This is a genomic window from Mycobacterium sp. (assembly GCF_004298145.1).
Classification (GTDB): Bacteria; Actinomycetota; Actinomycetes; order Mycobacteriales; family Mycobacteriaceae; genus Mycobacterium.
The window spans coordinates 65008-90800 of the sequence record NZ_SCRH01000023.1 but is presented as its reverse complement, the minus strand read 5'-3'; the positions used below and the strand labels follow the sequence as shown (position 1 = coordinate 90800).

The following is a 25793-nucleotide window of genomic DNA, read 5'->3' as shown; positions in this document are numbered from 1 at the left end:
TGGTTAATCGACTGCAAATGGTGAGACGATGAAGACGCTAGTCATCGGTGGCAGTGGGTCCACGGGTGTCCCGGTGCTGGAGGGCCTGCTGCGGCGCGGACACGACGTGACGATGCTGCATCGCGGCGTGCACGAACCCGACGGCCTGCCGGATGTCCCGCACATCCACGCGGACCCGCATTTCCCGGAGACGCTGACCGAGGCCATTGGTGACGCCCAATACGACGTCGTCCTGGCCATGTACGGTCGGGTCGCCACGATCGCCGAGGTATTCGCCGGCCGGTGCGGCCAACTGATCAGTATCGGCGGGGTGCCCGCCTACCGGGGCTGTTTGCAGGCCGCGAAAGTTCATCCCTACGGCATGGCGGTCAATGCCCGCGAAGACGGGCCACTGTCCGACGGCACCGAGCCGGTGCCTAAGTTCGCCAAACTGATTCGCGCCGCCGAACGCGCCGTGCTCGGCCGCGCCGAATCCGGCGCGTACCGAGGCACGGTGATTCGCTACCCGGCGATCTACGGACCGCGCAACCTGGTGCCCTGGGAATGGTCGGTAATGCGCCGGGTGCGTGACGGCAGACGTCGGATGGTATTGCCGGACAACGGGCTATGGATTATCTCGCGGTGTGCGGGCCGTAACGCCGCCGAGGTAGTACTCGCCGCGGTCGACCATCCCGAGATGGCCAACGGCCAGGCCTACAACGCCGCCGACGATGACCAATTCACCGTTCGGCAGTGGGCCGAGGCCGTCATCGACATCATGGGAGCCCAACTGGAATTCGTCGGCGTACCGCGGGAGATGGCGCCGTCGGCGCTCATCGAGCTGTTGCCGCCGGGCGGTGATCCGCACATTCTGCTTGACAACAACAAGGCCAAGCGCGAACTCGGCTACCGGCAGGTGGTTCCCGCCCAGGTGGCGATGGTCGAAGCGGTCGAGTGGCTTACCGCCAACCCGGTGACGCCCGCGGACTATCCGTTGTATCCTGCGCGCTTTGACTACGACGCCGAGGATCGGCTGATCGATGCCTACCTGCGCGCGGCGGCATGGGTGCGCGAGCAGGTACCCGACGAAGCCCCCGATGTGCGCCACCCGATGCCGCATCCCAAGACCGTGTCCGTAGGCCGCGACGAGGGCGGTCGGTGATTTTCGTGACCAGAAGGCCCGGGAGGCAACAGTGAGTCTGATGTGGCGTCGATTCTCCGAGCTCGTCGGTGTCGAGCACCCGGTGATGCAGGACGGCATGGGTCCCTCGCCGACGACGCACCTGGCCGCCGCCGTATCGGCGGCCGGCGGGCTGGGCACGGTGAGTTGCCCGAGCATCGTCAACACCTCAGAGGAATTTCTGCGCAAGGGGTTTCGCGGCGCGATCGAGTACGTCGCGTCGAGCACCGACCGGCCGTTCGCTGTCAACGTGCCGGTCGGTCGCACCCCCGATGGAGAGCTGCTGCTGGTGAGCCGGACCTGTATCGACGAGGCGATATCGGTCAAGCGTGACGGCGGCAAGGCGGGCGAGCAGTTGCGCGCGATCGTGACGTCTGCCGGCTTCGCCGGCGAGTTCGGTTCCGCCATCCGCGAATCCGGCCTGGTACACATGGCCAAGGTGGGTTCACTTCGCCATGCCATGAAGGCCGCCGAGTACGGCGCCAACGTCATTATCGCCTCCGGCTACGAGATGGGTGGGCATACCCACGCCAAGGGTGTGCACACAATGGTGTTGGCGCCGCAGGTGATTGGCGCCCTCGATATCCCCGTGGTGGTCTCCGGAGGCATCTGCGATGGGCGCGGGCTGGCCGCGGTGCTGGCAATGGGTGGTGCCGCAGCGGCCATGGGCACGCGGTTCATCGCCACCCGGGAGCATCAATGGCACCAGGCCTACAAGCAGCGGATCGTCGACGCCAAAGAGTGGGAGGACGTCGTTTACGGCGGCATTTACGCGCCGATCCGCGGTCTGCGGAACGACGCGATCGCCGCGCTGGATAAGGCCCGGGAAACCCTGTCGCCCGAGGAATTCCAGGCCTGGGAAGAGGAACAGATACGGGTCGCCCAGCGTGACGGCGACGTAGAGCGCGGCCTCCTCGTCGCCGGGCAGGTGTCCGCCGCGATCCACGACATTCCCACCGTCGCGGAGTTGGTCACCCGGATCGTGAACCAGGCACGCGAGCTGCTGTCCGCTTCGGCCACGGTGCTCAAAGAGCCGGCGTGTCCATAACGGAGACGATCAATTCTGGCGGCGTCGCCGAGCTGGTGGTACACCACCCGCCCGCCAACGCCTACACCATCGCGGACCTGGCGCGGCTCACCGAACTGCTGCGCAGCTATGAGCACCGCGAGGAGGTACGCGTCGTGGTGCTGCGTGCCGATGGCAACGGGTTCTGCGCCGGCGGTGATCTCAAGGAGGTGCAGACCCTGCCGGGGTTTGGGGGAATCCTCGGACAGGCCAGGGGTTCCCAAGACTCCAGCTTGGCGATCGCCGAGTGCGCGGTACCGGTGATCGGCTGCGTGCACGGCTACTGTGTGGGGGTGGGGGTGTTGCTGGCTGGCACCTGTGACGTGCTGATCGGCAGTGCCGCAACGAAATTCGTTCTCGCCGAGGTCGACAACGGAGCCACCACCGGTGGGGTACAGGCGCTCGGCCTGCTCCCGGAGAAGCGGATGCGCACCGCGATGTTCACCTGCGAACCCTTCGACATCGCCGAGCTGCACGCCTATGGCAGCGTCTACCACGTGGAGCCCACCGCGGCGGCCGCGGTGGACAGGGCCCGGGAGGTCGCCGCGACGATCGCGGCCAAGACGCCGCGGGTGGTGCGCGCGATGAAACAGTCGCTGAACAATACCGCCGCCCGCGACCTACGCACCCTCTATCGGCAAGAGCTCAGCTATACCTTCGAGCTCAACATGCTCGGGGACGCCTCGGCCGCGCGGCAGACCTTCCTCGATCGGACCCGTGCGGGCTATCTGGACGGTGATTGACCGAGCCCCGGCTCACGACGTGGTCGCCGGTTCCAGCCGGATCGGTAGCGCGTCGGCGAATCCGGTCAGCACCCGCGGTCCCGGGGTGAACGTGGCCGGCATCGCCAGATAACCATTGACCAGAGGGATCGTCGGGTACTGGCGGACGCCCTCGCGGTCGATGACGTAGTCGGGTATCCGCCGAAGCACCTCGCCGAGCAACACGGTCAGCTCCATCGGTGCCAAGAACACTCCCAGGCAGCGGTGCACACCAAAGCCGAAAGACAGGTGCTTGCTGCTGTTTTCGCGGTCCAAGCGCACCTCGTCGGGGTGCGGAAAGACCGCGGGGTCGAGGTTGGCCGCGCCGATCGCGCAATACACCCGGTCACCCGGCGCGAAGCGGTGGCCCTCGATCTCGACGTCTTTGATGACCGTGCGGGCCACCCCGGTGCCCGGTGGAAAGTACCGCAACATCTCGTCGATGGCCGAGGGGATCCGGGCCGGGTCGGCGATCAGCGCTTGGCGCTCACTCGGATGTGCGGCCAGGTAGCCGAACATGTGCGCGATCAGCGCGGTCGAGGTGTCGATGCCGCCGTTGAGCAACATGAACAACAGCTCAGTGACCATCTCGTCGTCGAGCGGCTGGTCATCGACCTTGCCGGTGAGCAGCGCGTCGACCAGATCGCCACGCTCGCCGGCCGTCGCCCGGCGCTCGGCCACGGTGGACCGCACATCGTCCACGAGCGCCATCAGGTCGCGCACCGAACCCTTCTCGCGATACACGGCCTTGTGCAGCGTCGTCGCGTACTGTTCCCACTTGTCCAGCGACAGCCCGAAGTAGTCAAGGGAGACCAGCGCGGGCAGCGGGTTGGCGATCTCGTCAACGAAATCGACGCTTCCGGATTCGATGACACGATCGATGGTCCAGGACACGATCTCCTGCATCCGTGGGTGATAGGTGTCAATTGCCTTGCGCGACAACAGTGGTGCCAGCAGTTTCCGGTAGGCCTGGGATACCGGCGGATCCATCTCCATCATGCCCATGCGGACCGGGTTGGTGGGCACCGTCACGCCCCCGCCGACAACCTCGTCACCGAAGGACAAATCGCGGCCGCAGACGAAGGTGTCGGGGTCGGCCAGCACCTTCTTGATGTCGTCGTAACGGGTCAGGATCGAAAAGCCGTCGTGCCGATCACTGTGTGCCACGGGGCAGTGTTGGCGCATACCGGCATAGATGTCGCGCCAGTGCTCGGCGAAGTCTTGCGAGTGATGGTCGAACTGATCCACAGCGGCTCTCCCGATCCGGACGGCGACGATCGCCACAATACCAAACAGCGTTTGGTACAGCAACGTCGCCCGGGTGCCCGCGGCGGGTGCCGAGATTTTGACTGGACGAACGGCCGAGCGAGTGCTCTACCAAACACCATATGGTTATGATGGGCACACCGCAGCGCCGACGCGATCGGCCACCGGGGTGATGACCGTCGCCACTAGTGAAACCGTAAAGGGGCCGGCGATGAGCGTGGAGCACTATGCAACCGACGTCGTGCAGTATCACTCGCGTCGTCGGCCCGATGAGCCGGCAATCGAGGACGTGCGCACCGGCGAACTGGAGACGTGGCGTGAGCTCGAGCGTCGCGTCGCCGGCTTGGCCGGAGCACTCGCTGACGACCTCGGCGTCGGTCGCGGTGACAGAGTCGCGGTGCTGGCGGCCAACCACCCGTGGGTATTGATTCTGCAGTTCGCGTGCATGCGAATCGGCGCGATGCTGGTTCCGCTGAACTTCCGTCTCGCGCAGCCTGAACTCGAGTTCTGCTGTGTCGACTCTGAACCCGCTGCGCTCGTCCACGACGCGGCCTGGGCCGAGATGGCGACAAAAATCGGTGCCGCGGCGCGGGTGCCCCGATTGGCGTCATTCGGGGTTGAGAATGCCGCGTATGACATCGTTGCCGCCGCCGACTGCGGGGCGCCCCGTAGTGCGGCGCCGATCGTCGACGTCACCGACCCGGTCCAGTTGATCTATACCTCCGGTACCACCGGACGGCCCAAGGCGGCGATCTGTACGCACCGGATGTTGCACTACCAGATGCTGAACTCACTGGACCCTTACGAACTGACTTCGCGCAGTCGCTACCTGGCGGTGCTGCCGTTCTTTCACGCCGCGGGTCTCAACAGCATGACGAACCCGATCCTCGCGCTGGGCGGCACGGTCGCCGTGCTGCCGTCGTTCGACCCGGCCGAGACCGTGCGCTTGCTCTCCGACCCCGCAAACGGGTTCACCCACTTCTCCGGAGCGCCGGTGATGTATCAGGTGATGGCCCGCGTTCCGGCGTTTGCCGAGGCCGACTTCAGCCACATGCGGCACGGTCAGGTCGGTGGTGGGTTCTTGAACTACGAGGTGACCAAGGCCTTTCACGACCGGGGTTGGCCGCTGAGCCCCGGATACGGCGCCACCGAGATGGGTCCCATCGTCAGTGTGGTGAGGCCATCGGACTCCCTGACGAAATTCGGCTCGTGCGGCGATCCCGTGCAGTACACCAACATTCGCATTGTTGGGCCGGACGGTCACGATGTCGAGGATGGCGAGGCGGGGGAGTTGTGGGCCAACGGACCGGCAGTGACGGCCGGCTATTGGCGTCGCGAGCGCGCCGCCGACGCGGCTTTCGCGGGGGATTGGTTCCGCACCGGGGATGCCGTCAAGCGCGACGAAGACGGTTTCCTGACGATGGTCGACCGTTTCAAGGACATGTACAAATCCGGCGGCGAAAACGTTTATCCCGCCGAGGTCGAGCGGGTGTTGCATGAGCATCCCGATGTCGCCGACGCGGCCGTCATCCCCATCGTCGACGAGCGCTGGGGCGAGGTCGGAAGGGCGCTGATCGTGCTGAATCCGGGTGCCGATCTTGATCGCGGCGCGCTCGCCGAGCACTGCAGCGGACGCCTGGCCAGGTATAAGGTGCCCACGGAGTTCTTGGCGGTGGAGCCGTTCGAACGCAATGTGACCGGCAAGCTCCCCAAGGCCGATTTGAAGAAGCGATACGGTTCGCCGACCCCGACCGTCTCAGCCCAGTGAGCGTCTTGTGAGTGTCTTCCCACCCTGGCGGCGGTGTTTGGTTAGCCTGGGACCACACATTCTCGGGAGGCGAACGGCATGGTAAGGCCCAAAGTTGCGCTGATCTCGCGGCGCAAGGTTCTCGAGACGGCGCTCACCATCATCGACCAGGACGGGCTGGCGGGTCTGAGCATTCGCCGCTTGGCCGACGCGCTCGGTGTCAACGGCGCATCGCTGTACCATCATTTCGAAAATAAAGACGAAATCCTTGTCGGGGCAGCGGAATTGGCGCTGAGCAACGTTCGTACGCCCGAAGCGTCCGACGACAACTGGCGGCATTGGATGTCCCAGAACGCCCGCAACCTGCGCAACGCACTGCTCGAGCATCCGGGGCTGGTCCCCCTGATCGTGTCCAAGCGATCCCTGGGGATGGGTGCCCGCATGTTGGACACCTCGGCGGAACGGCTCATGGCAGAGGGGGTGCCGAGTGCGGCGGTCATGCCCCTGCTGGACGCGCTCGAGCTGTTCGCCATCGGCAGCGCTTTGCATGACACACAGGGTTATTCGCCCGAGGATCAGCACGATATCGACGGCGACAAATACCCGGCGCTGGCCAAAGCGATGTCGGAGAGCGGCTTGTCCTCCGACGAGATCTTCGACCTCGTCACGACCAGCATCCTGGACGCGATCGACGCGGCGGTGAAGGTGCGCCAGGCAAGGTGGTTGCCAGCCGCCCAGGCCGAGGATGGATCCGGCGCTAACGGCCGCGAAAAGCGGGCTTAGCGCCCGGCCCATGCGCGAGCAGCGTCTCGACACCGATCGCCGCGTCTTCACTGCTCAGCACAGGTCCGGCCAGTTCGGGGGTGGCGGCGTCGGCGGCCCCGACGCCGCGGTCACGGGCGAGCGCAATGATCTGCTTGGCGATTCCGGTGGCGACCGTGGGGCCCGCCGCGAGTTCGGCGGCGAATTCGCGGGCTCCCGCCAGCAGCTGTGCCCTCGGCAGAACGTTGTCGACGACCCCCCAGTCATGCAGCACTGACGCCGCATAGGTCCGCCCCGTGATCACCATTTCCCTGGCGTGGGAAAGCCCCGCCCGTGCCACCAGACGCTGAGTGCCGCCGGCGGCGGGCGTGATGCCCACCCGGGCCTCGACCAATCCCATGCTGGCTTCCTCGGCGGCCCAGATGAAATCGCATGCCAACGTCAGTTCGAGGCCGATGGTGAGGTTCAGCCCGTGGACGACGGCAACTGTGGGAAGCGGAAGCCGCTCGATCCGTTGCACGAGGCCCAGCAGGCGGCGGCTGAACTCCGCGCCGGCCGCGGCGTCCATCGTGGTGAACTGCTGCGCCTGCACTCCGGCGCAGAAAACCTTGCCGTCGGCCCGCAGGATCAGTGCGCGCACCCCGTCGGGAAGGTCGTCCAACACGGCATCGTATGCGTCGGCCACCTCAGGGGTGAACAGGTTGAGCTCCGGTGCCGCCCACACGATCTCGGCCACGTCACCGTCGAATTCCAGCGCAAGGTCGCCGTGCCGGATGGTCATGTGCGGAGCGTACTGACGTCCGGTGCGGTTAATCAAGCACTGTTTGTATAACCGGGGGTGCTGCCGGTCGGACGCCATGTACAGTCATGCGAACACTGTGTTCGATCGGTGCGAACGGGAAGCGGGTTTCAGGTGGCCGTAACCAACAGTCCGGTACACAGCCGGTCCGGTGCGCAGACCGCATGGTCAAGGGTCAACTTCTCCGAGGCGATTCAGGGCGTCCAGACCCCGCTCAGCTGGACCTTCTGGCAGTTTGCGATGGAGACGGCGGTACGCCGCGGCTTCGGCGAACTCGGCGTGCTCACTCGTGCCGAAGTTCCGCCACCGGCCAGCTCGGATCAGCGCATCAGCGCCGCGTTTTACGGACTGCCGGCGGGGAACCTCAACACGTTTCACCGCCTCGGCCAGCGAATGCCCGGGACGGACGGCGATACGGTCGTACAACAGATGTTCGGCGAACCCCGAGGCACCGTCGGGGCTGGACAATCCGCGACGTCTCGGCTGCGGGCGAAGCTGCGCTACCCGGTGATTCTGGTGAGCACCGTCTCGAGTGCCTACCGGCACCGCAAGCACATCCGCCCGCACCGCGAGGACATTCGCGCCTGGTGGCGGCGTAGTGCGGTGGACTCCCCGCCCACGACCATCGCGGGAGCCCAGCGACTGCTGCGCGAGGCCGCCGAGAACTTCGTAACCATCGGGACCATGCACACTACCCTGTCGCTGGTGGGTCAGGCGCTCGGTGAGCAGGTCGAGCTGCTCGCGCTATCCGCGTTCGGTAATCGCGACCGGGCGGCCGAACTGATGACGGGATACGGGGGCGTCGACGAGACCGAAGTCATCGCCGACCTGTGGAGCTTGGCCAATGGTGAGCTGCCCATGACGGAATTCGTTGCCCGGCATGGTTATCACGGCCCGAGCGAAGGCAACCTGCCCAGTCGTGTTTGGCGCGAAGATCAGACACCACTGTGGTTGCTGGCCAATCGTTACCGTTGTCGTGAAGCACCGCACCCTGACCAGGTATGGCGGCGTCAGCAGCAGATACGCCTCGCTGCGGAACGAGAGATCTTGGCAAACCTCAATGCCGTCAACAAGATTCGTGCTCGACTTGTACTGCGGCTGGCGGCTGAATACATCCCGATCCGCGAAGTCGGCAAAGCCGGCTTCCTACATTGCGTCGACGCGGCCCGTTGCGCCGCGCGCATTATCGGAAATCAGTTGTCCGCCACCGGCCAGCTGGCAGATCTCGAAGACGTTTTCTTCCTGACGTACGACGAACTGGTGAGCGATGCGCCGAACCGTCCTGCGGAGGCGCTGCGCGGACTGGTTCTCGCGCGCAGGGCCGACCACGACGGCTTCCAGCGCCTGGATGTGCCGGACCGCTGGATCGGCAATCCTGAGGCGACGGAGGCGTCGCCGACCGTCGATGGGGATCGGCTCGCGGTCAGTGAACTCTCCGGTATCGGTGTCTGCGGTGGCGAGGTTACCGGTACCGCGCGGGTGGTCTTCGATCCCGACGATGCCGACCTCGAAGAAGGGGACATTCTGGTGTGTCCCACCACAGACCCCAGCTGGACACCGTTGTTCATGCTGGCCGAGGCGTTGGTGATCGATACCGGCGGGGTGATGAGCCACGGTGCGATCGTCGCTCGTGAACTCGGTGTCACTTGCGTGATCAACTCCAAACACGGCACGCGCGATATTCCGGACGGTGCACAAATCACCGTCGACGGCACCTCGGGCCGCGTCGTTATCCACCAGCCGCTCGCGGCGTCGGAACGGAATAGCGGTTGACGCACAACGGATCTGAGGATTCGCCGCGTCCCAGGGGAAATCTCAGCGGGGGAACTGCCCGTCGTCGACTTTGACGATGGTGCCCGTGACGAAGTCCGATGCCGGTGCGGCGAGGTAGAGCAGTGTGCTGTCGAGTTGGGCGGGATCCCCGATGCGCTTGCGGGGCAGGTCGTCTGTGAAGTCGCCGACGCGCGCGATCCGGCCTTCCATCATCTCGGTCATGAACGCACCGGGTGCGATCGCGTTGACGTTGATGCCGTAGCGGACCCACTCGACCGCGAGGGCTTCGGTCATCCGGTTGATGGCCGCTTTGGTGATCGAGTACAGCGCGGCTCCATCGCCTTGGTACTGGTAGGCGCCCATCGACGAGAGATTGATGATTCGTCCCGGTAGCCCCGCGGCGATCAGTCGCCGGGCCACCTCGCACGTCAGCACGAACGGCCCGCGCAGGTTCGTGTCGATGACCGCGTCGATCAGTTCCAGCGACATGCGGTGCGCCCGTTGCGCGTCCGGGATACCGGCATTGTTGACCAGAATCGTGATGGGGCCGAAGGCTTTTTCGGCACGGTCCACCGCGTCGCTCAGCCCAGTGGAGTGTGACACATCGATCGCCACCGGTGCGCAACGGTGACCGCGTTCGGTGATCTCGTCGGCGACCTGCTGCAGGCGCTCGAGCCGGCGGCCGGCGACCACGACAGCGGCACCGGCGGCCGCGAGTACCGCGGCGAAGCGGCGACCGAGTCCAGCGGTGGCGCCCGTCACCAACGCCACTTGGCCGTTGAGGTCGGTCGAGGCGTGCGGTAGCGGAAACCTGTTGGGCGGGTTCACGCTTTATGCCGCTGAGGGGTCGGTCATCGGCAGGTTCGGATCGCCGTTCCATTCCATCATGCTCGCGTCATAGACCGCGACGTCGTCGCGCCCGCACAACTTCAAGGCGAATCCGGTCATGGTGGCGCCAATTCCGGCTCCGCAATAGGTGATGACTTTGCCCTGATTGCGAAGACCACTGGCGCACAATTGATCCCGCAGCCGGTCGCTATCGATGAAGCATCCACTGTCGGCATCGACCAGGGACGCAAAATAAATGTTGACGGCGTCCGTGATATGTCCTCGGCGCGTGCCGAAGGTGCCGTACTGCTTGTCTTCTTCTCCGTTATAAGACTTCGGGCTCAATGCATCGACGATGGCGCAGGAGCCATTGTGAACGGCGTCAAGAACGTCCTCCTTGGTAGCCAACCCGCGCCTGGCGTCTGGACTGACGACAAAGGTGGTCGGTTCGTAGTCGATGGGTTGGGTGGACACTGGTCGTCCCTCGTCGAGCCACTTCTGCCAACCGCCATCGAGTAGTGCGACGTCAACGCCGGCGTGATGCAGCAGCCACCAGGCCCGGGTGGCCCAGGTCTGTCCTACCGCAGCGGGATTCGGCGTGCCCGCGTTCGGGCCTGCGTAGACCACAACCCGGCTGGTTACGGAGATGCCCAGACCGCCGATCGCCTCTGCGAGGCGTTCAGAGGACGGCCAGGTGAACGGCAGGGTTGCGCCCGGATCGGCGAGCACCCCACGGGGGTTTGCGATATCGAGGTATGCGGCACCCGGGATATGGTGGTGCGCGTAGTGCATTTCGCGTCCATGGTTCAGGAAGTCGGTCGTTCCAACACTGCCGGTGCAGTCGAAAATTCGGATATCCGGATCGTCCAGACGTTTGGCGAGCCAGTCGGTCGACACCAGGTATTCGAGGCGATCTTCAGACATCCTTGTCCCGTTCTGTCTTGCCCAAGACGCCTAGAGCGTCACGTTTACCTATCGAATTAAGGTTTAGGGTAGCTGGTGGCGCGGTGTAGTCAACGTTGGCCGACTGATTTGAGACGTGAAGACTCAAAATGATAGTGTGACGTCCGTGCGCCTTTCGGAGACGGGCCCGCGGGCATGACGACGACTGCCTCTGTGACTGACACTGACCTACCTGCTGATGCCGATGCGGCACATCGGCTCGGCGCGCTGCGCCAACAGGTGCGTGAGTTGACCGGTTCGTGGCTGTCCGCGGGCCGCTACACGCCGCGCAGCGACTGCTGGTTGCGCTCCTTTGATCTCGAATTCTCCCGCGAGCTTGGGGCGCGGGGACTCATCGGTATCACGTGGCCGGTGGAATTCGGGGGTGGCGGCCTGGACGCCCGGTCGCGGCTGGTTGTCACCGAGGAGCTCCTGCGCGCCGGGGCGCCGGTCGCCGCCCATTGGATCGCCGATCGGCAGATCGGCCCGGCGATTTTGCGTCACGGCAGCCATGAGCTGCAGAAGGAGTTGTTGCCGGGCATCATCAGCGCCGAGTTCCTCTTCTGCCTGGGTATGAGCGAGCCGGAAGCGGGATCGGACCTCGCCGCCGTGCGGACGGCGGCGAAGAAGGTCGAGGGGGGCTGGTCGGTCAGCGGCCACAAGATATGGACCAGCGTTGCGCATCGCGCTACGCACGCCTATCTGCTGGCTCGCACGGATTCAACCGGCAAAAAGCACGAGGGCCTGTCGGAATTCATCGTGGACATGTCCACGCCGGGGATCGAGGTGTCACCGATAGTTGACATGTCGGGGGAGCACCATTTCAACGAGGTCACTTTCACCGACGTCTTCATCCCACAGAATCGTCTGCTCGGGACCGAGGGAAACGGTTGGCGTCAGGTGGTCGAGCAACTGTCGTTCGAACGCGGCGGTCCAGAGCGGGTGTTGAGCACGTATCCACTCCTGGTCGAAACGCTCGACCACCTGCGCCGTACCTCCGACGACCGCCACGACGTGGAACTCGGCGCGCTGGTGGCCCGCCTGGCCACGCTGCGGCGACAATGCTGGGAGATCGCCAACGCCCTGGATGCCGGTCGCGCACCTGTCGTGGAGGCGGCGAGCTTGAAGTATCTCGGCACGGAGTTCGAGAACGACGTCATCGAATTCGCCCGGCGGGTAGGCCTGCCGACCTCGCGCACCGACCCGCTGGCGGAAGCGCTTTTGGCCTCGCCCGGGTTCACCCTCCGGGGAGGCGCCTCGGATGTGCTGCTTTCGATCGTCACGAAGAGCGAGACCAAGCCGTGAGTGAATTCGCCCGCGAATTGACGGACCTCATCAGGAACCTCGCCGCCGACGCCGGGGATACGGACTCGGTGTGGGGCCAGGTCTGCGAACTGGGCCTCGCCGGAATCGGCATGCCCGAGGACAAAGGGGGCTCCGGCGGCAGCCTGGCCGACCTGGTGGTCGTCGTTCGGGAGCTGGCACGCGCCGGGCTGAGCACCCCGATCGTCGAGGCGTCGACGACGGCGTACGCCGTGGGCGCGGCAACGGGCGGCGAAAGTTTCGACACCATCGTCGTGGCTCCCGACCTGGATGTTCCGTCAAAAACGCTCAACACCAACCTGATTCAAGTGCCCTTCGCCGACCAGGCTAGCGGGCTGGTGATCGTGACCGGATCGTCGGTGATGACCGTCCCGCTGGCGGGGGAGTCGGTCACCGTCGAGCCCAGCCACGACATCGCCGACCTACCCGACGCACGGGTGAGCCTTGACGGCGCCCCCGTCGCACACGTACCGGGCGGACCTGGCGCTGCGCGAGTCATCGACCGACTGGCGCTCGCCCGGTCGGCCGCACTGCTGGGCACTGCCTGGGGGGCGTACGAGCTCACCCGTAAGTACGTGATGGAACGCGAGCAGTTCGGTGCGCCGTTGGTGAAGATTCCGGCGGTATCGAGCACGCTGGCGCAGATGGCGGTGCGTACCAGGTTCGCCCAGTCGGCGCTGGACCGGGCGACGACGGCGTGCACGGATGCCCGCACACCAGAGCTGCAACGGTCCGGCGCGGTGTCCGCGGCACGCATCGGCGCGGCCACCGCGGCGACCCTGGTGGCACGGACATCGCACCAACTGCACGGGGCGGTGGGCATCACCGCGGAGTACGGCTTGCATCGCTACACCAGCAAGTTGTGGGCACTGCGAGACGCCGATCAGTCGGAATTCGCCTACTGCCGCCGGCTCGGGGCGCGGGTGCGACAAGAAGGCGAAATTGAGCTGTGGGAGAGTATTTCGGCTTAGCCGGCAGTGATGCCAGCGAAACTTCAGGAGGCACACAATGACTGACACCGTCCTGGTCGACACGGCGGATCGGGTCATGGTCATCACGATCAACCGGCCGCAAGCCAAGAACGCGATCGACAGCTCGGTCGCCACCGGTATCGCCGCGGCGATCGACGACTTGGAATCCCGTGACGACCTCACGGCGGCCATCCTGACGGGTGCTGACGGAACATTCTGTGCGGGAATGGATCTCAAGGCCTTTCTGCGCGGCGAGTCACCATCCATCGCGGGTCGCGGCTTTGCCGGGCTCACCGAAAGCCCGCCGACCAAACCCCTGATCGCCGCAGTGGAGGGTTGGGCACTGGCCGGCGGCTGCGAGCTGGCCTTGAGCGCCGACATCGTGGTAGCGAGCACGGCGGCCAAATTCGGTTTGCCAGAGGTCAAACGAGGCCTGGTGGCGGCCGCGGGCGGCCTGCTCAGGCTGCCGAAGGCGCTGCCGTACTCGCTGGCGATGCTGACCGCGTTGACGGGCGAGCCGATCAGCGCTCAAGACGCGGAGCGTCACGGACTTGTCGCCGTGCTGGCCGAACCGGGCCAGGCGTTGGCGGCGGCCCGCGACATCGCGGCGAAGATCGCCGCCAACGGCCCGCTGGCTGTCAAGGCGACGAAGAAAATTCTGGCGCACCAAAGCAATTGGACCGATCTCCCCGCGTTTGAATGGCAGCGCGAAATCACCGGCCGGGTACGGGAATCGGCCGACGCCAAGGAAGGCGCGCTGGCGTTCGCCGAGAAGCGACCACCCCGGTGGCAGGGCAGGTAGCTCCGCTCAACCGTTGAGGTCGGCACCCGGCTGAGTGCCGCCCGGCTGGTTGGTGGGTCCTTGGCCGCTGGTCCAAGCGTCGGGATCTTGGCTGAGGTCGATGTCGTGATCGAGGTCAGGCATCACCGGAAATATGCGGCAGAGGAGAGGAACGCTGGCGCGGCAGGGATCGAAGCCCGGGTCGGCACTCGCAGGTGCGGCAACACAGAGAGCGGTCGCCACAGCGGCCGACACGATGGTCGCGGCCTTTTTCACGATGGACATCGAGCTTTCCCTCCCGCTTCCGGCAGCACCCACTGAAGAACCGCGGCCACGCTGCGCAATCCACCTCCGCTAGCGGTGAGCATCGTCTGAGCGCTTCCCGGCGGGAGTGAAGGGTTCACTGCCTGTCGAGTACTGCCCGGTTCTCTGATGAGCAGCCAGTCTATTGAGACGGTGAGTCTCACACAACCCCGAACTGGGCTCGGAAACGTAGGTGCGGCTGGTTTCGCAGTGATCGCGAGCAGCAGCACTCAGACGGTGCCGCTGAACGCGCAGAATCACTGAAATGTTGCCTGAGCGTCCATGTTACTGGCCTCTATTCCCGATAAAGCTGGTGGTGGCTCCGGTGGGCGCCGGCAGGCCAAGCAGCTTCGCGACCAGCTGGCTGGCCGGATTGCTTTGTGCCATAGGCGAGTCCGGTGGCAGCAGTCCTGCCCCGATCATCATATGCGCGGCGCGGACCATCAGGATGGAAAGCCGGGTGCCACCGAGGATCTCGTAGTATTCGAGATCGCGCAGTTTGTGTCCCGTCTTCTGCTCGTAATAGTCGATGGTTTCGGCGTGGTCCGGGATACCAGCCGGCAGCGGGAGGCCGACGCCCTCGGTGTGGTGGCGCATCAGGAACAGCCACCAGCCGAGGTCTTGTTCGCGACTGGCCAGCGTCACCATCTCCCAGTCGAGCACACCCGCCGGGGCAAGGTCGTCGGGGAAGATCATGTTGCCCACTCGCGCATCGCCCCAATTGAGGACCTTGGGTTCATCGTGCTGCGGACGGTGCTCGTCCAACCAGCGCAGGGCCGCTTCGAGTGTCGGATTGGGCTCACCCTCGGCCGCCCAGTCGAAGGTGCGTTTCCAGTGGGCCAGGCCCGCGTCGAGGCCGCTGTGGTTCTGGGGTGAATCGAGAAACTCCAGCCCCAGCGCACGCCAGTCGACGCCGTGGATCTGAGCCAGCACATCAATGCTGTTGTGCCACATCTGACGTCGCTGGCCCGGCGTGAGGTCCAGCACCCACCCCGCGGCGGTGAACGGCGGGTCGTCGGCCGGGATGCGCCCGTCGATTCGCTGCATCACCAGGAACGGGGCGCCGAAGACCGACGGGTCTTCTTCGAAGAAGTACACCTCGGGCACTGGGACCGGCGACTGCTCGGCGAGCGACTTGATGACAGCGGCTTCCTTGGCCAGGTTGTAGTCGGGAAACACCCCGGGGCCGTCGGGCTGCACGCGGGCGACCATGCCCCGGGTCTGCTCACCGTCGGCAGCACGCCAGTTGGCGGTGAACAGAACCGTCTCATTGGAAAGTCCGCCGGCGCCCGGGACATTCACATCGGTCACGGTGATGTCTTGTGCTTCAGGCCATTTCGATGCGAGCCAATCGACAATCCGCTTGGCGGCCAATTCCGTGTCGATGATGTTCTTCAGGGCCATCTTTTGCTCCGTTGCGTCAATGTGCCGATGAGAGACATCTGCACCGCTGGTCTCACGGTTGCGAGACTGCCAATGCCCGGCGCTTCATCATCTGCTGGTATTTGTCGAACCAGACTTCTTGGTACGTCGCGTGAGTGGTTCGGCCCTGTTCGTCGGTCCAGCGGTACACGCTGTCGTGAAACGAGGCGTTAGGCCAGGCCGGCAACGGCGCGCACGCGATCACCTCACCCTGGAACCGGTACACCTCCCCGTTTTCGTCCTCGGCGGTGATCTCCTGGCGGGTCGGCAGATGGATGCGGGGGTGGTACTCCAAGACGTTGCGGCGCACCCACTTGATCGCCCGGGTCTCTTCGCCACGCTGAATCCAGGCGAAGTGATGCGATGGGCGATCGCCGACGTCGTAGAGCCCGGCCCAGGCGGGATCGGTGTCGAGTGGCTCGAAGCTGACCTGGTTGAAGATGAGATCGGGGCCGAAGTACATCGGTGACCAGCCGACGGGCGGGAACGGGACCGCGCCGCGACGTTCCACCCGGATCTGGCGCCAGGAGCGGTCGCGCGGGGCGTAACAGTCGACCGGATAGGCTGTGCCGTCGAGGCGCAACTCGCCGGTCATATGCATGAACTGCTCGGTGCCGCCCGGCTCGCGCGCCGCGTCGAGGTGGTCCTCCTCGCCCGGCATGACATGTCCGCGGGCCAGCAGTGGCGTGACCGCCTCGGCGAGGACGTCGATGGCGGTGCCCCCGTCACTGCTGCGGTAAGTGATCCGTGCGGTACGGCCCGGCTCCAGGAAGTCGATGGTCAGCCCGTTGTCGGTCGTGATCGTGTTGCCCTCGACTCGCGGCCACGGCATCGTGACCTCGTAATCGAAGAAAGCCATGTCGGTGTACTCGACGTTGTCGGTGCCCTGGAAGATGCAGACCCCGCCTTGCGACAGAGGGAACGCCGGCTGGTAGCGCACGTAGAGGAACGCGCCGATCGCCGCTTCGGGAATGCAGAAGCCGAAGTAGTGGGTGTGGACCAGATGCGGATCCCACTGCTCGCCATCCGCCGGCAGCGGCAGCAGCAGGTCGGTTTCGGCGGGATGTGTGGCAAATGCCATGCTCGCTCCTAGGCGTTGACGGGGCTTGGGACGGAAGTCCTCGATGACGGCGCCGAGATCGCTTTGAGCTTCTGCCACAACGTCTCCGACTCCGGGTGCGGCAGGTCGCCGCGACCGACAACGGACAGGCCGATGATCCATACCGAGAACAGCGCCAGCCCGAGCGTGACGAAGGACGCCAGGTAAGTCCATACGTAGGACACGTCAGGCTGGTTGAGCGCCGCCCACATCGGCCACGCTGTGGCGCCGTTGGCAATGCCGTCGGCCATCGGGACGCAGGGTATGACCGCGAGCAGCTTCCACGTCGTGTTCAGATGCGGCCGGATGTGGAAGATCAACGCGCCGGCCACCATTGGCATCACCGGATTGACGAATCCCCACCACAGCGGAAATCCCCAGAGGTTGAACGGCTGATGGCCGTAATACAGGTAGGTTCCCGCGAGGATGCCGGGGCTTTCCAGGAAGATATCGACGAGAAAGTCGGATGCCCACAGCAAAAACAGGTCACGCATCGTGACACCGCGTTTGAACAGCTTGTAAGCCAGATAGCCCAGACCCCCGACGTACCAGGGGTAGACGAAGCAGATATAAAGCGGCATCGTGCGATCGAGGATCGTGAACGTGCCCAGCGCACCCTGCTCCTTCAAGAACACCAAGCCGAGCACGTCGACCACCGGCTCGAAGCTGGCCGCCAGCGCCCCGCCGAGGATGCAGTACAACAGCAGCGGTCCCTGCCCTTTGAAGAGCTTGCGCAACGCCAGAGCCAACGCGATACCCAGCGGGATGAAGATGAAGATGTTGAAGATCGTTTCCGCCGTCTTGGGCATCACCGCATCGACCGGAGGCTGCGGAATTGTTGCCAAGATCGTCGTCACCATTGCCGCTCCCTAACTCGTGAGCCAATTCAGCACAGATGGGCCTAAGCTAGCACTCAAATGAATATACTTTCAAGGATGAATCATGATTCATTGGGTAATAATCCCGGTGTGAAGCCTGAAACCGAAGGCAAGGCCACGACGCGAGCCGACCGTGCGCGGCTGCGTACCCGCCGCCTGCTGCTCGATGCCGGTCGAACGCTGATCGCGGCCAAAGGCGTGGCCGGCCTGCGCATCCAGGACATCACCGAAGAGGCCGACGTGGCGCTGGGTTCGTTCTACAACTACTTTCAGTCCAAGGAGGAACTCCTCGAGGCGGTGATCACCGAAAGTCTCTCCGATCTGACGTCGGCGATCATCACCAATGTGGAGGATGACACCGACCCCGCCGAGGTCGTCGCACTGGCTAATCTTCGAGTCATCCGGCTCGCCTACGATGAGCCCGACTTCGCCCGGCTGATCGTCAACATCGGCCACTCTGAAGCGCTCTTCGGTGACGCCGTGCAACCCTACGCCCGCATTGCCGTCGAGCGCGGAATCCAAAGCGGCCGTTTTATTGTCGCGGATATCGAGGTTTTGCTTACCGCGGTCATCGGCGGCGCCTTCGCGCTGATCCGGGAAATCCTCGGCGGTCGCCACGGTACCCACGCGCACGAGGCTTTCGCTCGCCACGTGCTGGCGTCACTCGGGCTGCCGGCGCCAGAGGCTGAAACCATCGTTCGCGCGGCCGTGGGTCGAGAGCGAGGGGGCGCTCGGGACTCGCTGCCGAGCTAGTCGGTGGACAACGCGTCTATTGGCTGGAGGTGGCGGACCCGTAGATCAGCCGCCACCCGACCTCCGAGATCGAGCGCGCGAATGCTTTATCGGCCGACGCGGGGGCGGTGGCGATGTGCTGTGCGGTGAGCCGCTCGAACCCGTAGACGATGAATTCGGCGACCGTCTGGGCATCGAGGTCGTCGGGCACCGAGCCATCCCGTTGGCCGTTGCTGATCCGTTCCTTCATGACGGTGACGACGGCCTTCATCCGGTCGTCCCAGATTGCGGCGAGTTCGGGATGGTACGCGGCGGCTTCGAAATACGCCCGCAACAGCGGTGCGTGCTCGCGCCAGACCCGCACGGTGTTCCAGTGTGCGGCGACCATGGATTCCCTGCCGCCGCTGCCCGCGGCCCAGGCGCGGGCAGTGTCGAACAGGTCGGCCGTCGCGTCGGCGACGACCCTGCGCAGCAGATCGGTTTTATCGGCGAAGTTCTTGTAGAACGCCGACCTGGCGACACCGGCCTCCTCGCAGATGCGTTGGATGCCCAGGCCGGTCACGCTCTCCCCGGCCGAAAGGCATCGCACCGTCGCATCGATGACGTCCCGAGTAACGCCGTTGCGGCGAGTCCGGCCGCTGGAAACCTTGCGCGTTGACACTTGGCAAGTTTAGCTTCTTCCAGAAGTTAATGGACACTATGTCTCTTTATTGATAGCTTGATGCCATGTTTCCCACCGCCGCAAACAATCCGCTTGCCACCACTGAGCAGCGTGACGGCGAGGCACTTGCCATGCACGCCTTGGCATCTCCGGTCGTCGCCCAGGCGCGTGAGTTGGTCGCCATGCGGTGGAAAACCCTTGCCGGGCGCGGCGCCCCGCAAGAGGCATGGGGGCCGCGGTTCGACGAGCTGATCGAGGAGTTCGCCTTCAACTACTGCCTGAAGGCCGTGGTGGGCGACCCCAACCACCCGATCGTCCTGGGGATGCACTACTGCCCGCCACACCGATGGTTCGGCGTCGACGTGCCGGGCTCGAGGGGCTCCGGAGGCGACGGGCCGGATCAGCATTACGTGCTGACCCCGGTCACCTATGGCGCGCACTATGAGATCGAGGGCCAACGGTTCGATCCGGTTCCGGCGAATATCCCGCTCACGATTCTGGGCAACCCGTCGCTCACGATGACCTTGGGAAGCTTGGATCTCTTGCAGATCAATGTCGCCGAGGACGGTCGCTACCGGCTCACGGTCGGCCCCGAAGCCGCCAACGGCGATCCGAACCATGTGCAGGTGCCGCCCGGTGCCTTGTATCTGTTCAACCGGGAATGCCGTTCTGACTGGCGGCAAGTGCCCAGCAGCTGGACCGTCCGCCGCATCGATCCGCCGACCGCCGGGCCCTGGACCGAGGACCAGGTGGCCAACCGGGCCGCGGCCACGATGATCGAGGACGTGCCGGCGATGCACTGGTTCATCAGCGTGTTCGCCGGGATGGAACCCAACTCCGTGTCACCGTTGTTCGGTACGGGCTGGGTAGGAGGACTGGTGTCGCAGATGATCATGTTCGCCCGGCTGCAGGTCGACGAGTCCCATGCGTTCGTATTCACCATCGGGGATGGTGACGCCCCGTACCGCAATATCGTGTTGCATGACTACTGGTTTCGCACCATCGACTACTGGAAGCGTCAGAGCTGCCTGAACAACGGCCAGTCGACGCCGAATCCGGATGGCAGCATCACCTACGTCGTGTCTCACGAAGATCCCGGCGTGGCGAATTGGCTGGATCCCTGCGGCTTTGAGCATCTGCTGGTCGTCAACCGCTGGCAGGGTATGCGCGGTGGGGTCGAGCCCACCGCCGAGGGTCGCCTGGTGCCCATATCCGAACTTGAATCCGCACTGCCCATTGACGTTCCGCGCGTCACTGAAGAACAACGGGCCCAACAACTTCGGGAACGCCTAGAGACGTTCCAACTGCGATTCGCCACCGAGGGAGCATCATGACCGAACGTACCGCGCTGTGGGAGCCGCCGCCCCGTCCCGAATGGGTCCAGCGGATCAACGAAGAGGGCGCGCACATGAATATCAGCGCGGTGGTCCCGTTGGACCCGGAGTCGCTGATTTCGGCAGCCCAGCGCAGCACCGGGTTGTCCGATTTCGGCGACGATGCCTGGCGTGAGCCATTCGAAATCCTCTGTAAGGCAATGGAGGAGGAGGCCGATCTCAACCTGATGGGCCGGCTCCGGACCCGATCCGAAATTCTGCAACTACTGGAGGGGCGGCTACAGATCGAGGATTGGTACACCCGCCACCCCGAGATCGACGACGAGGTCGTCAGCGCACCCATCTTCGTGATCGGGCAAGGCCGTTCGGGAACCACGATGCTGGCCAACATCCTGGACGCCCACCCCGACAATTGCGCGCCCAAACACTGGGAGATCATCTTTCCCTGTCCGCCGCCGGAGGCGGCCACCTACGAGACCGATCCCCGGATCGAGCTCGGGCATCAATTGATCGACCAATGGAACCGCGTGACGCCCACGATGGTTTCCCTGCATGAATTCGGCGGCAGGCTACCGATGGAGTGTTGTCAGATCCTCGGATTCGGCTTCCGCTCCTCGACCTGGTTCGACAGCCTCGGCCAAGTCCCCAGCTACCAGTTGTGGCTGGCCGGTCAAGACGTCCGCATCGCCCTGGGGTATCACAAGCGCGTCCTGAAACTGCTGCAGTGGCGCAACCCGCGGACACACTGGATCCTGAAGGATCCCATGCATCTCGACCGCATGCCCGAGATGCTCGAGGTCTACCCGGATGCGCGGTTCGTGTGGCCGCACCGCGACCCGACCAGGGCGCTGGCGTCGGCCGTCAGCCTGCTGGGAACCGTCCAATGGGGGCGAACCGACCATCCATTCCAATTCGGAGCCTTCGACTACGTCACCAATCCCGACCTGTCCGCCGGCCGCTTCAACGCCGTCATCGACCAGATCGAAGCGGGGGCGATCCCCAAAGACAGGCTCTATCACACGTTCTACGCCGATCTGGTCGACGATCCGATCGCCGCGATCGCCGCCATGTATGGCGCGTTCGGCCTCGAATTGACCGATGCCGGCCGCGCCGGGATGCAAGACTATGTCGACGCTCACCCCAGGGGCGCGCGGCCGGCGCACAAGGTCAACCTGGGCAGCGACGAGATGAACTCCCGCGACCGGATCGCCTTCGCCCGCTATCAGGAGTACTTCGCGATTCCGTTCGAGTAGGCGGCGGTGCCGTCACCGCCTCTTGTGGTCGCGAATCGCCGTCTGCGCGGCGAGCTTGCCGGGCAGCGCGCACACCCCGCCGACGGGATGGGTGCCGGCCCCGCTGAGGTAGAGGCCCTTGACCGGCGTGCGATAGCCGCCCAGCCCGGCTGCGGGCTTCAGCGGCCCGAATCGCGTAATCAGCGGGTCGACGTGATAGACGTTGCCCGCCGGGGCGTTGAACCTCGCCTCCAGGTCAGGACCACCCAGCACGGCCCGGTCGATCTCGAGCCTGTCGAGTCCCTCGTAATACTGTGCGGAGTCCCGCAATACGGCGTCGCCGACCTTGTCGCGCACGTCCTCCCACGGCTCTTCGGGCGTCACCGGGATGACACCCGACCACAGCCACAGGTTGTCGCGGCCCTCGGGGGCCTGCGTGGGATCGACCGCAGACGGGATGATGGCGCAGCTCACCGGCACCGGGTCGGGCCACTGGCCGCGAACCACGGCGTTCCAGGCGTCGTCCTGTTCTTTCAGGGTGTGCCACGCGATGAGGTACTTGCGCAGGTCCAGGCCGTCGCCGCGCCAATCCTCGTGCTTCTTCATCGTGACGTGGCCCTCGAGGGCCACGTTGATCTTGAGCGACGTGGCGTGCGTCTTGCGAATCGGAATGTCTCTGGCGCGCACCGACAATTTGGTGTCCAGCGTGCCCGCGGGCAACAGTTCATTGAGCGTGACGACGGGGTTGCAGGTGGTCAGAACCCCGTTGCGCGCCGAGACGAATTGCCCGGATTCCAGCTGTACGCCGGTCACCCGGTCGTTGGACACGGCGAGTTGCTGCACCCTGCTGTTGGTGTGCACCGTGCCGCCCAGTGCGGTGAGGCAGCGATGCAACGCGGCGGGCAAGGCTCCGGTGCCGCCGACCGGCATCGCGTTCTCAACCTTTTGCACGACACCGAGATAGATCATCGCCCACGCGGTCGCGTCAAGGCGCATCTGCGAAAAGGCGGCCATGGCCGCCAATGCACCCTTGGGGAGCTCCGTTTCGAAGGTCTCGTCAAGGAATTCGGTGTGCGACGCGGTGATCATGTTCCACAAGCCCGACACCTGCTTGATGTGACGGGCGGCGCCGAGCAGCGAGCGGCCCATCTCGCGGTTGAACGGCCGCGTCGGATGCGACTTCATGTAGGCGACGACAACGTCCATGATCGGGTCCAGCGCATTGGACATGTCCAGCCAGGCGCGCGCGTCCTTGGGCGAAAAGCGGCGCAGTTCGTCGGCGGTGCGACTGGCGTCCTTCCAGATGGCCAGCGAGCTTCCGTCCGGGGCCAACTGGATGTGCGCCGGGTCCACGGAGATTCGCTGCAAGCCGTACTTGTGCAATTCGAGATCTTCGGCCACCCCGGAGAGCTGAAAAATCCCGGTCAACTGGATCGCGCCCTCATTGAAGTAGTGGCCCGGCGCCTTGGAAAGGGTGGCGTTGGTCGAGGTCATGCCGCCCACGGTGGGCGACGCCTCCAGGACTGCCACGCGGTGCCCGGCGCGGGCGAGATAACACGCGGCGGTCAGTCCATTGTGTCCAGCTCCGATGATCACGTAGTCGGCTTCGGCAGGCAGGGTCGTTTCCGTCATATCTGCGATCCTCATCGAACTCGATTACAAAATCAAGATTGAGATAGGAATCGGATGCGATACTGCTGTCGTGACCGTGTCTCCTGCCCCGATGGGACGCCGCGATCGGCGTAAGGCCGAAGCCCGGCAACGGCTCTTGGCCGCGGCCCACCAGCTGATCGCCAAGAACGGAGTGTCAGACCTTCGAATTGGCGATGTCACCGATCACGCCGACCTCGGCTTCGGCACCTTCTACACGTATTTCGAGTCCAAGGACGCGCTCATCCAGGCGGTGGTGGCCGACGTGCTTGCCGGACTTGCGGCAAGGATCGGCGCGGATGCCCTCGAATTCACCGATCCCGCCGAGGCGGCGTCGGCGTCTTACCGGCGTTTCCTGCGATTCAGCCGGGACGAGCCCGAATTGGCCGGGGTTCTCGTCGAGCTCGATCGCGTCAATGCGATTTTCGAGGACGCGGTGACACCCTGGGCGATGGAGACCCTGTCCCGCGGCCGCAAATCCGGTCGATTCGCGATCGACGATCTGAACCTGGCCCTGACCTCGATCGTGGGCGCCGCGTTGGCCGCGATTCGCGCGATCCTGGCCGGGCGGCTCCCGCCGGGGCCGAGGACAGAGTCGCGGGGCGCGGAGATGATGTTGCGCGGCTTCGGCGTCGACCACGCCGCTGCGAAAGAGATCGCTCGCCGCAGACTACCGTAGCTGCACCCGTACCGATCCCGCACCGCCGTCGACGGTCACTCGGTCTCCCGTGCGCAGTTTTCGGCTGCCGTCCACAGTATTGATGACACAAGGGATTCCGAGCTCACGCGCGACGATGGCTCCGTGGGATAATGACCCACCGATGTCGATGACGACCGCCGCGGCCACCGAGAGCAGTGGGGCCCATGACGGGTCGGTGATGCGGCACACCAGAACGTCGCCCGGTTCGATATCATCGGCCTGGTCGCTGTCGGCGTCGTGGATGACCCGCACCGTGCCCTCGACAATTCCGGGGCTGACACCCATGCCGGAGACGACGTCGACGCGTTCGCACGGTTCGTCGTCACCGTCCAGAGGTCGAGGTGTGGGGTTACCCTGCCAGGTGGGCGGCAGATCCAAGCCGCGGTAACGGGTATAAAGAGCGCGGCGCTCGGCGATGACGTCACCGCGGTCGGCACGTGGATCGGTGATCAGCTCATCGAGGGTCAGGAAGAACACGTCCTCGGCATTGTCGAGAACACCATCGGCGACCAGCGATGCGCCGATCGCCCGGGCGCCGGCGCGCATCCCGTCCATGGCCAACAGGAATCCGGCTTTGCCGACTTCGCGTCCGAGCACGAACCGTCGCGTCAGCGCGAGCGTCGGCGCCACCAGCGGGCGGCGCGACCACGGGAGGCGTGCTCGCAGTTCCCGTTCGGCGGATTTTCTCGACGTGCGCGTCGACGCCGCGTTGGCGAGGGGATCGGCTCCAGACTTGCGGTACGACTGGGCTAACGCCCGGATCGGGGTGAGGTCTTCGCGCCAGGAGCGGCTCGACACGTCGCCCTCGCCGCGGCCGTGGTAGCCGTGCCGGCGCACGAACTCCTTCTCGGTGAGGCGCCCGCTCGCCAGCTCGCGCACGTCGGCGACCACGGCCGACTCCTCCATGCCGCCGTACCCGCTCACCAAAGTCCTTTCCTCGCTGTCCATTCCGGCGGCGGTGCACAGCTTGGCGAGTTGGTCGTAGAAGGCCTGGGCCAGGAGCGTGACGATGCAGTGCGCGCGCATCACCGGGACGTAGCGTTGGCTGCCCTGGGAGAGCACGGCCAGGCCCTCGCTCACCCCGACGGGGGGACGATCGCAGATGTTCTCGGTCCACCAGGTGTAGTTGTCGGCTCGATAAGCGGCGACCTGGCGCGGGGTCTGGATCACGTTCCACGGCATCTTCGCCGCGACCACCGGATACCGTTGTGGCGCGGGGCGATTGCGCTCTTGCGACATCTTGGCCCCGAAGAATTGGATCTCCACCGCATCGCCCGAGGTGCCGGGCATCCGATCGCCGAAGGCGCGAAACGTGTTGACGTTCGCGGCGTATCGCCCATAGAAGATGCAGCCGAACCGTCTGTTGACATCGGACACGTCGGGCGGGCGGGGCCACGCGCCGAGGGAAACGACGACCTCGGAAAGCACCCGTTCGGTCAGGCCGCCCCAGATGCTCCAGCCCAGCGGCGTGTGCACGCCGGGGGCCGCCTCGGCGACGTTGCCCGTCGAAAAGAAGGTGCCAGGGGAGCTGACCATGTGCAGAAGGTTGGGCTGCTCGACGATCGGTGCGGTTTGGCTACTCATCGCGGCCAATGTACGACATT

23 protein-coding genes are annotated in these 25793 nt (G+C 65.1%); 13 read left to right on the top strand and 10 right to left on the bottom strand.

The window, feature by feature from the left end:
* The first annotated feature begins 28 nt into the window (after window positions 1-28).
* The 3 genes from EPN51_RS08645 to EPN51_RS08635 are packed head-to-tail and all read left to right on the top strand — an operon-like array spanning window position 29 to window position 2968.
* Window positions 29-1141 (top strand): epimerase, encoded by a 1113-nt coding sequence (locus EPN51_RS08645; RefSeq protein ID WP_293040396.1) that lies wholly within the window; start codon window positions 29-31, stop codon window positions 1139-1141.
* 40 nt (window positions 1142-1181) lie between these two features.
* Window positions 1182-2207, top strand: coding sequence for a nitronate monooxygenase family protein (locus tag EPN51_RS08640; protein WP_293040393.1), 1026 nt, complete (start codon window positions 1182-1184; stop codon window positions 2205-2207).
* Window positions 2198-2968: an enoyl-CoA hydratase-related protein gene (locus tag EPN51_RS08635; RefSeq protein WP_293040389.1), complete on the top strand. Its 771-nt coding sequence runs from the start codon at window positions 2198-2200 to the stop codon at window positions 2966-2968. Before EPN51_RS08640 ends, EPN51_RS08635 begins: the two co-directional genes overlap by 10 nt.
* A gap of 12 nt (window positions 2969-2980) precedes the next feature.
* On the opposite strand, the gene EPN51_RS08630 is transcribed toward EPN51_RS08635, so the two are convergent.
* Window positions 2981-4234, bottom strand: coding sequence for a cytochrome P450 (locus EPN51_RS08630; RefSeq protein ID WP_293040386.1), 1254 nt, complete (start codon window positions 4232-4234; stop codon window positions 2981-2983).
* A 229-nt stretch (window positions 4235-4463) separates the two neighbouring features.
* Here EPN51_RS08630 and EPN51_RS08625 point away from each other — a divergent pair, with 229 nt between their 5' ends.
* The gene (locus EPN51_RS08625) at window positions 4464-6020 is read left to right on the top strand and encodes an AMP-binding protein (protein WP_293040383.1); all 1557 of its coding nucleotides are present in this window, start codon (window positions 4464-4466) and stop codon (window positions 6018-6020) included.
* 78 nt (window positions 6021-6098) lie between these two features.
* Window positions 6099-6782 carry a TetR family transcriptional regulator gene (locus EPN51_RS08620; protein ID WP_293040380.1) on the top strand — a complete coding sequence of 228 codons (684 nt, stop codon included), beginning with the start codon at window positions 6099-6101 and terminating at the stop codon, window positions 6780-6782.
* On the opposite strand, the gene EPN51_RS08615 is transcribed toward EPN51_RS08620, so the two are convergent.
* Entirely contained in the window at window positions 6757-7542 is a 786-nt protein-coding gene (locus EPN51_RS08615) for an enoyl-CoA hydratase/isomerase family protein (protein ID WP_293040377.1), read from the bottom strand. The genes EPN51_RS08620 and EPN51_RS08615 overlap by 26 nt on opposite strands.
* A gap of 132 nt (window positions 7543-7674) precedes the next feature.
* Between EPN51_RS08615 and EPN51_RS08610 the strand changes: the two genes are divergently transcribed.
* Window positions 7675-9333: a PEP-utilizing enzyme gene (locus EPN51_RS08610; protein WP_293040374.1), complete on the top strand. Its 1659-nt coding sequence runs from the start codon at window positions 7675-7677 to the stop codon at window positions 9331-9333.
* A gap of 42 nt (window positions 9334-9375) precedes the next feature.
* Here EPN51_RS08610 and EPN51_RS08605 read toward each other — a convergent pair whose 3' ends face one another.
* Window positions 9376-10161 (bottom strand): SDR family NAD(P)-dependent oxidoreductase, encoded by a 786-nt coding sequence (locus EPN51_RS08605; RefSeq protein ID WP_293040371.1) that lies wholly within the window; start codon window positions 10159-10161, stop codon window positions 9376-9378.
* Between the two features lie 3 nt (window positions 10162-10164).
* A complete protein-coding gene (locus tag EPN51_RS08600; protein ID WP_293040368.1) occupies window positions 10165-11085 on the bottom strand; it encodes a rhodanese-like domain-containing protein in 921 nt (306 codons plus the stop codon).
* Between the two features lie 192 nt (window positions 11086-11277).
* Here EPN51_RS08600 and EPN51_RS08595 point away from each other — a divergent pair, with 192 nt between their 5' ends.
* Genes EPN51_RS08595 through EPN51_RS08585 form a run of 3 tightly spaced genes read left to right on the top strand, consistent with a single transcriptional unit; the run spans window position 11278 to window position 14199 of the window.
* Window positions 11278-12408 (top strand): acyl-CoA dehydrogenase family protein, encoded by a 1131-nt coding sequence (locus EPN51_RS08595; protein WP_293040365.1) that lies wholly within the window; start codon window positions 11278-11280, stop codon window positions 12406-12408.
* Entirely contained in the window at window positions 12405-13397 is a 993-nt protein-coding gene (locus EPN51_RS08590) for an acyl-CoA dehydrogenase family protein (RefSeq protein WP_293040363.1), read from the top strand. The genes EPN51_RS08595 and EPN51_RS08590 overlap by 4 nt, the downstream gene beginning before the upstream one ends.
* Before the next feature lie 37 nt (window positions 13398-13434).
* Window positions 13435-14199 (top strand): crotonase/enoyl-CoA hydratase family protein, encoded by a 765-nt coding sequence (locus tag EPN51_RS08585; protein WP_293040361.1) that lies wholly within the window; start codon window positions 13435-13437, stop codon window positions 14197-14199.
* A 567-nt stretch (window positions 14200-14766) separates the two neighbouring features.
* Here EPN51_RS08585 and EPN51_RS08580 read toward each other — a convergent pair.
* The 3 genes from EPN51_RS08580 to EPN51_RS08570 are packed head-to-tail and all read right to left on the bottom strand — an operon-like array spanning window position 14767 to window position 17859.
* Window positions 14767-15885, bottom strand: a complete 1119-nt coding sequence (locus EPN51_RS08580; RefSeq protein ID WP_293040359.1) for a phosphotransferase family protein — start codon at window positions 15883-15885, stop codon at window positions 14767-14769.
* Between the two features lie 52 nt (window positions 15886-15937).
* Window positions 15938-16984 (bottom strand): tyrosine protein kinase, encoded by a 1047-nt coding sequence (locus tag EPN51_RS08575; RefSeq protein WP_293040357.1) that lies wholly within the window; start codon window positions 16982-16984, stop codon window positions 15938-15940.
* Between the two features lie 8 nt (window positions 16985-16992).
* Window positions 16993-17859 carry a hypothetical protein gene (locus EPN51_RS08570; protein ID WP_293040355.1) on the bottom strand — a complete coding sequence of 289 codons (867 nt, stop codon included), beginning with the start codon at window positions 17857-17859 and terminating at the stop codon, window positions 16993-16995.
* A 111-nt stretch (window positions 17860-17970) separates the two neighbouring features.
* On the opposite strand from EPN51_RS08570, the gene EPN51_RS08565 reads away from it, so the two are divergent.
* Window positions 17971-18633: a TetR/AcrR family transcriptional regulator gene (locus tag EPN51_RS08565; protein ID WP_293040353.1), complete on the top strand. Its 663-nt coding sequence runs from the start codon at window positions 17971-17973 to the stop codon at window positions 18631-18633.
* A 16-nt stretch (window positions 18634-18649) separates the two neighbouring features.
* Here EPN51_RS08565 and EPN51_RS08560 read toward each other — a convergent pair whose 3' ends face one another.
* Window positions 18650-19273, bottom strand: coding sequence for a TetR/AcrR family transcriptional regulator (locus EPN51_RS08560; RefSeq protein WP_293040350.1), 624 nt, complete (start codon window positions 19271-19273; stop codon window positions 18650-18652).
* Between the two features lie 65 nt (window positions 19274-19338).
* Here EPN51_RS08560 and EPN51_RS08555 point away from each other — a divergent pair, with 65 nt between their 5' ends.
* Both EPN51_RS08555 and EPN51_RS08550 read left to right on the top strand, forming a co-directional pair.
* Window positions 19339-20607, top strand: coding sequence for a hypothetical protein (locus tag EPN51_RS08555; protein ID WP_293040347.1), 1269 nt, complete (start codon window positions 19339-19341; stop codon window positions 20605-20607).
* Window positions 20604-21860 (top strand): sulfotransferase, encoded by a 1257-nt coding sequence (locus EPN51_RS08550; RefSeq protein ID WP_293040344.1) that lies wholly within the window; start codon window positions 20604-20606, stop codon window positions 21858-21860. The genes EPN51_RS08555 and EPN51_RS08550 overlap by 4 nt, the downstream gene beginning before the upstream one ends.
* 12 nt (window positions 21861-21872) lie before the next feature.
* Here EPN51_RS08550 and EPN51_RS08545 read toward each other — a convergent pair whose 3' ends face one another.
* Window positions 21873-23471: an NAD(P)/FAD-dependent oxidoreductase gene (locus EPN51_RS08545; RefSeq protein WP_293040341.1), complete on the bottom strand. Its 1599-nt coding sequence runs from the start codon at window positions 23469-23471 to the stop codon at window positions 21873-21875.
* A gap of 70 nt (window positions 23472-23541) precedes the next feature.
* Between EPN51_RS08545 and EPN51_RS08540 the strand changes: the two genes are divergently transcribed.
* Entirely contained in the window at window positions 23542-24168 is a 627-nt protein-coding gene (locus EPN51_RS08540) for a TetR/AcrR family transcriptional regulator (RefSeq protein WP_293040338.1), read from the top strand.
* Here the strand turns inward: EPN51_RS08540 and EPN51_RS08535 are convergent.
* Window positions 24160-25773, bottom strand: a complete 1614-nt coding sequence (locus EPN51_RS08535) for a PEP-utilizing enzyme (RefSeq protein WP_293040335.1) — start codon at window positions 25771-25773, stop codon at window positions 24160-24162. The two genes, EPN51_RS08540 and EPN51_RS08535, sit on opposite strands and share 9 nt — an antisense overlap.
* Window positions 25774-25793: the final 20 nt, after the last annotated feature.

What these genes read in the sequence shown, in the direction of transcription:
- EPN51_RS08640 (WP_293040393.1), top strand. Translation starts at nt 1,182, where the DNA reads ATGTGGCGTCGATTCTCCGAGCTCGTCGGTGTCGAGCACCCGGTGATG.
- EPN51_RS08625 (WP_293040383.1), top strand. Translation starts at nt 4,464, where the DNA reads ATGAGCGTGGAGCACTATGCAACCGACGTCGTGCAGTATCACTCGCGT.
- EPN51_RS08620 (WP_293040380.1), top strand. Translation starts at nt 6,099, where the DNA reads ATGGTAAGGCCCAAAGTTGCGCTGATCTCGCGGCGCAAGGTTCTCGAG.
- EPN51_RS08545 (WP_293040341.1), bottom strand. Translation starts at nt 23,471, where the DNA reads ATGACGGAAACGACCCTGCCTGCCGAAGCCGACTACGTGATCATCGGA.
- EPN51_RS08535 (WP_293040335.1), bottom strand. Translation starts at nt 25,773, where the DNA reads ATGAGTAGCCAAACCGCACCGATCGTCGAGCAGCCCAACCTTCTGCAC.
- EPN51_RS08575 (WP_293040357.1), bottom strand. Translation starts at nt 16,984, where the DNA reads ATGGCATTTGCCACACATCCCGCCGAAACCGACCTGCTGCTGCCGCTG.
- EPN51_RS08550 (WP_293040344.1), top strand. Translation starts at nt 20,604, where the DNA reads ATGACCGAACGTACCGCGCTGTGGGAGCCGCCGCCCCGTCCCGAATGG.
- EPN51_RS08615 (WP_293040377.1), bottom strand. Translation starts at nt 7,542, where the DNA reads ATGACCATCCGGCACGGCGACCTTGCGCTGGAATTCGACGGTGACGTG.
- EPN51_RS08600 (WP_293040368.1), bottom strand. Translation starts at nt 11,085, where the DNA reads ATGTCTGAAGATCGCCTCGAATACCTGGTGTCGACCGACTGGCTCGCC.
- EPN51_RS08645 (WP_293040396.1), top strand. Translation starts at nt 29, where the DNA reads ATGAAGACGCTAGTCATCGGTGGCAGTGGGTCCACGGGTGTCCCGGTG.
- EPN51_RS08585 (WP_293040361.1), top strand. Translation starts at nt 13,435, where the DNA reads ATGACTGACACCGTCCTGGTCGACACGGCGGATCGGGTCATGGTCATC.
- EPN51_RS08580 (WP_293040359.1), bottom strand. Translation starts at nt 15,885, where the DNA reads ATGGCCCTGAAGAACATCATCGACACGGAATTGGCCGCCAAGCGGATT.
- EPN51_RS08555 (WP_293040347.1), top strand. Translation starts at nt 19,339, where the DNA reads ATGTTTCCCACCGCCGCAAACAATCCGCTTGCCACCACTGAGCAGCGT.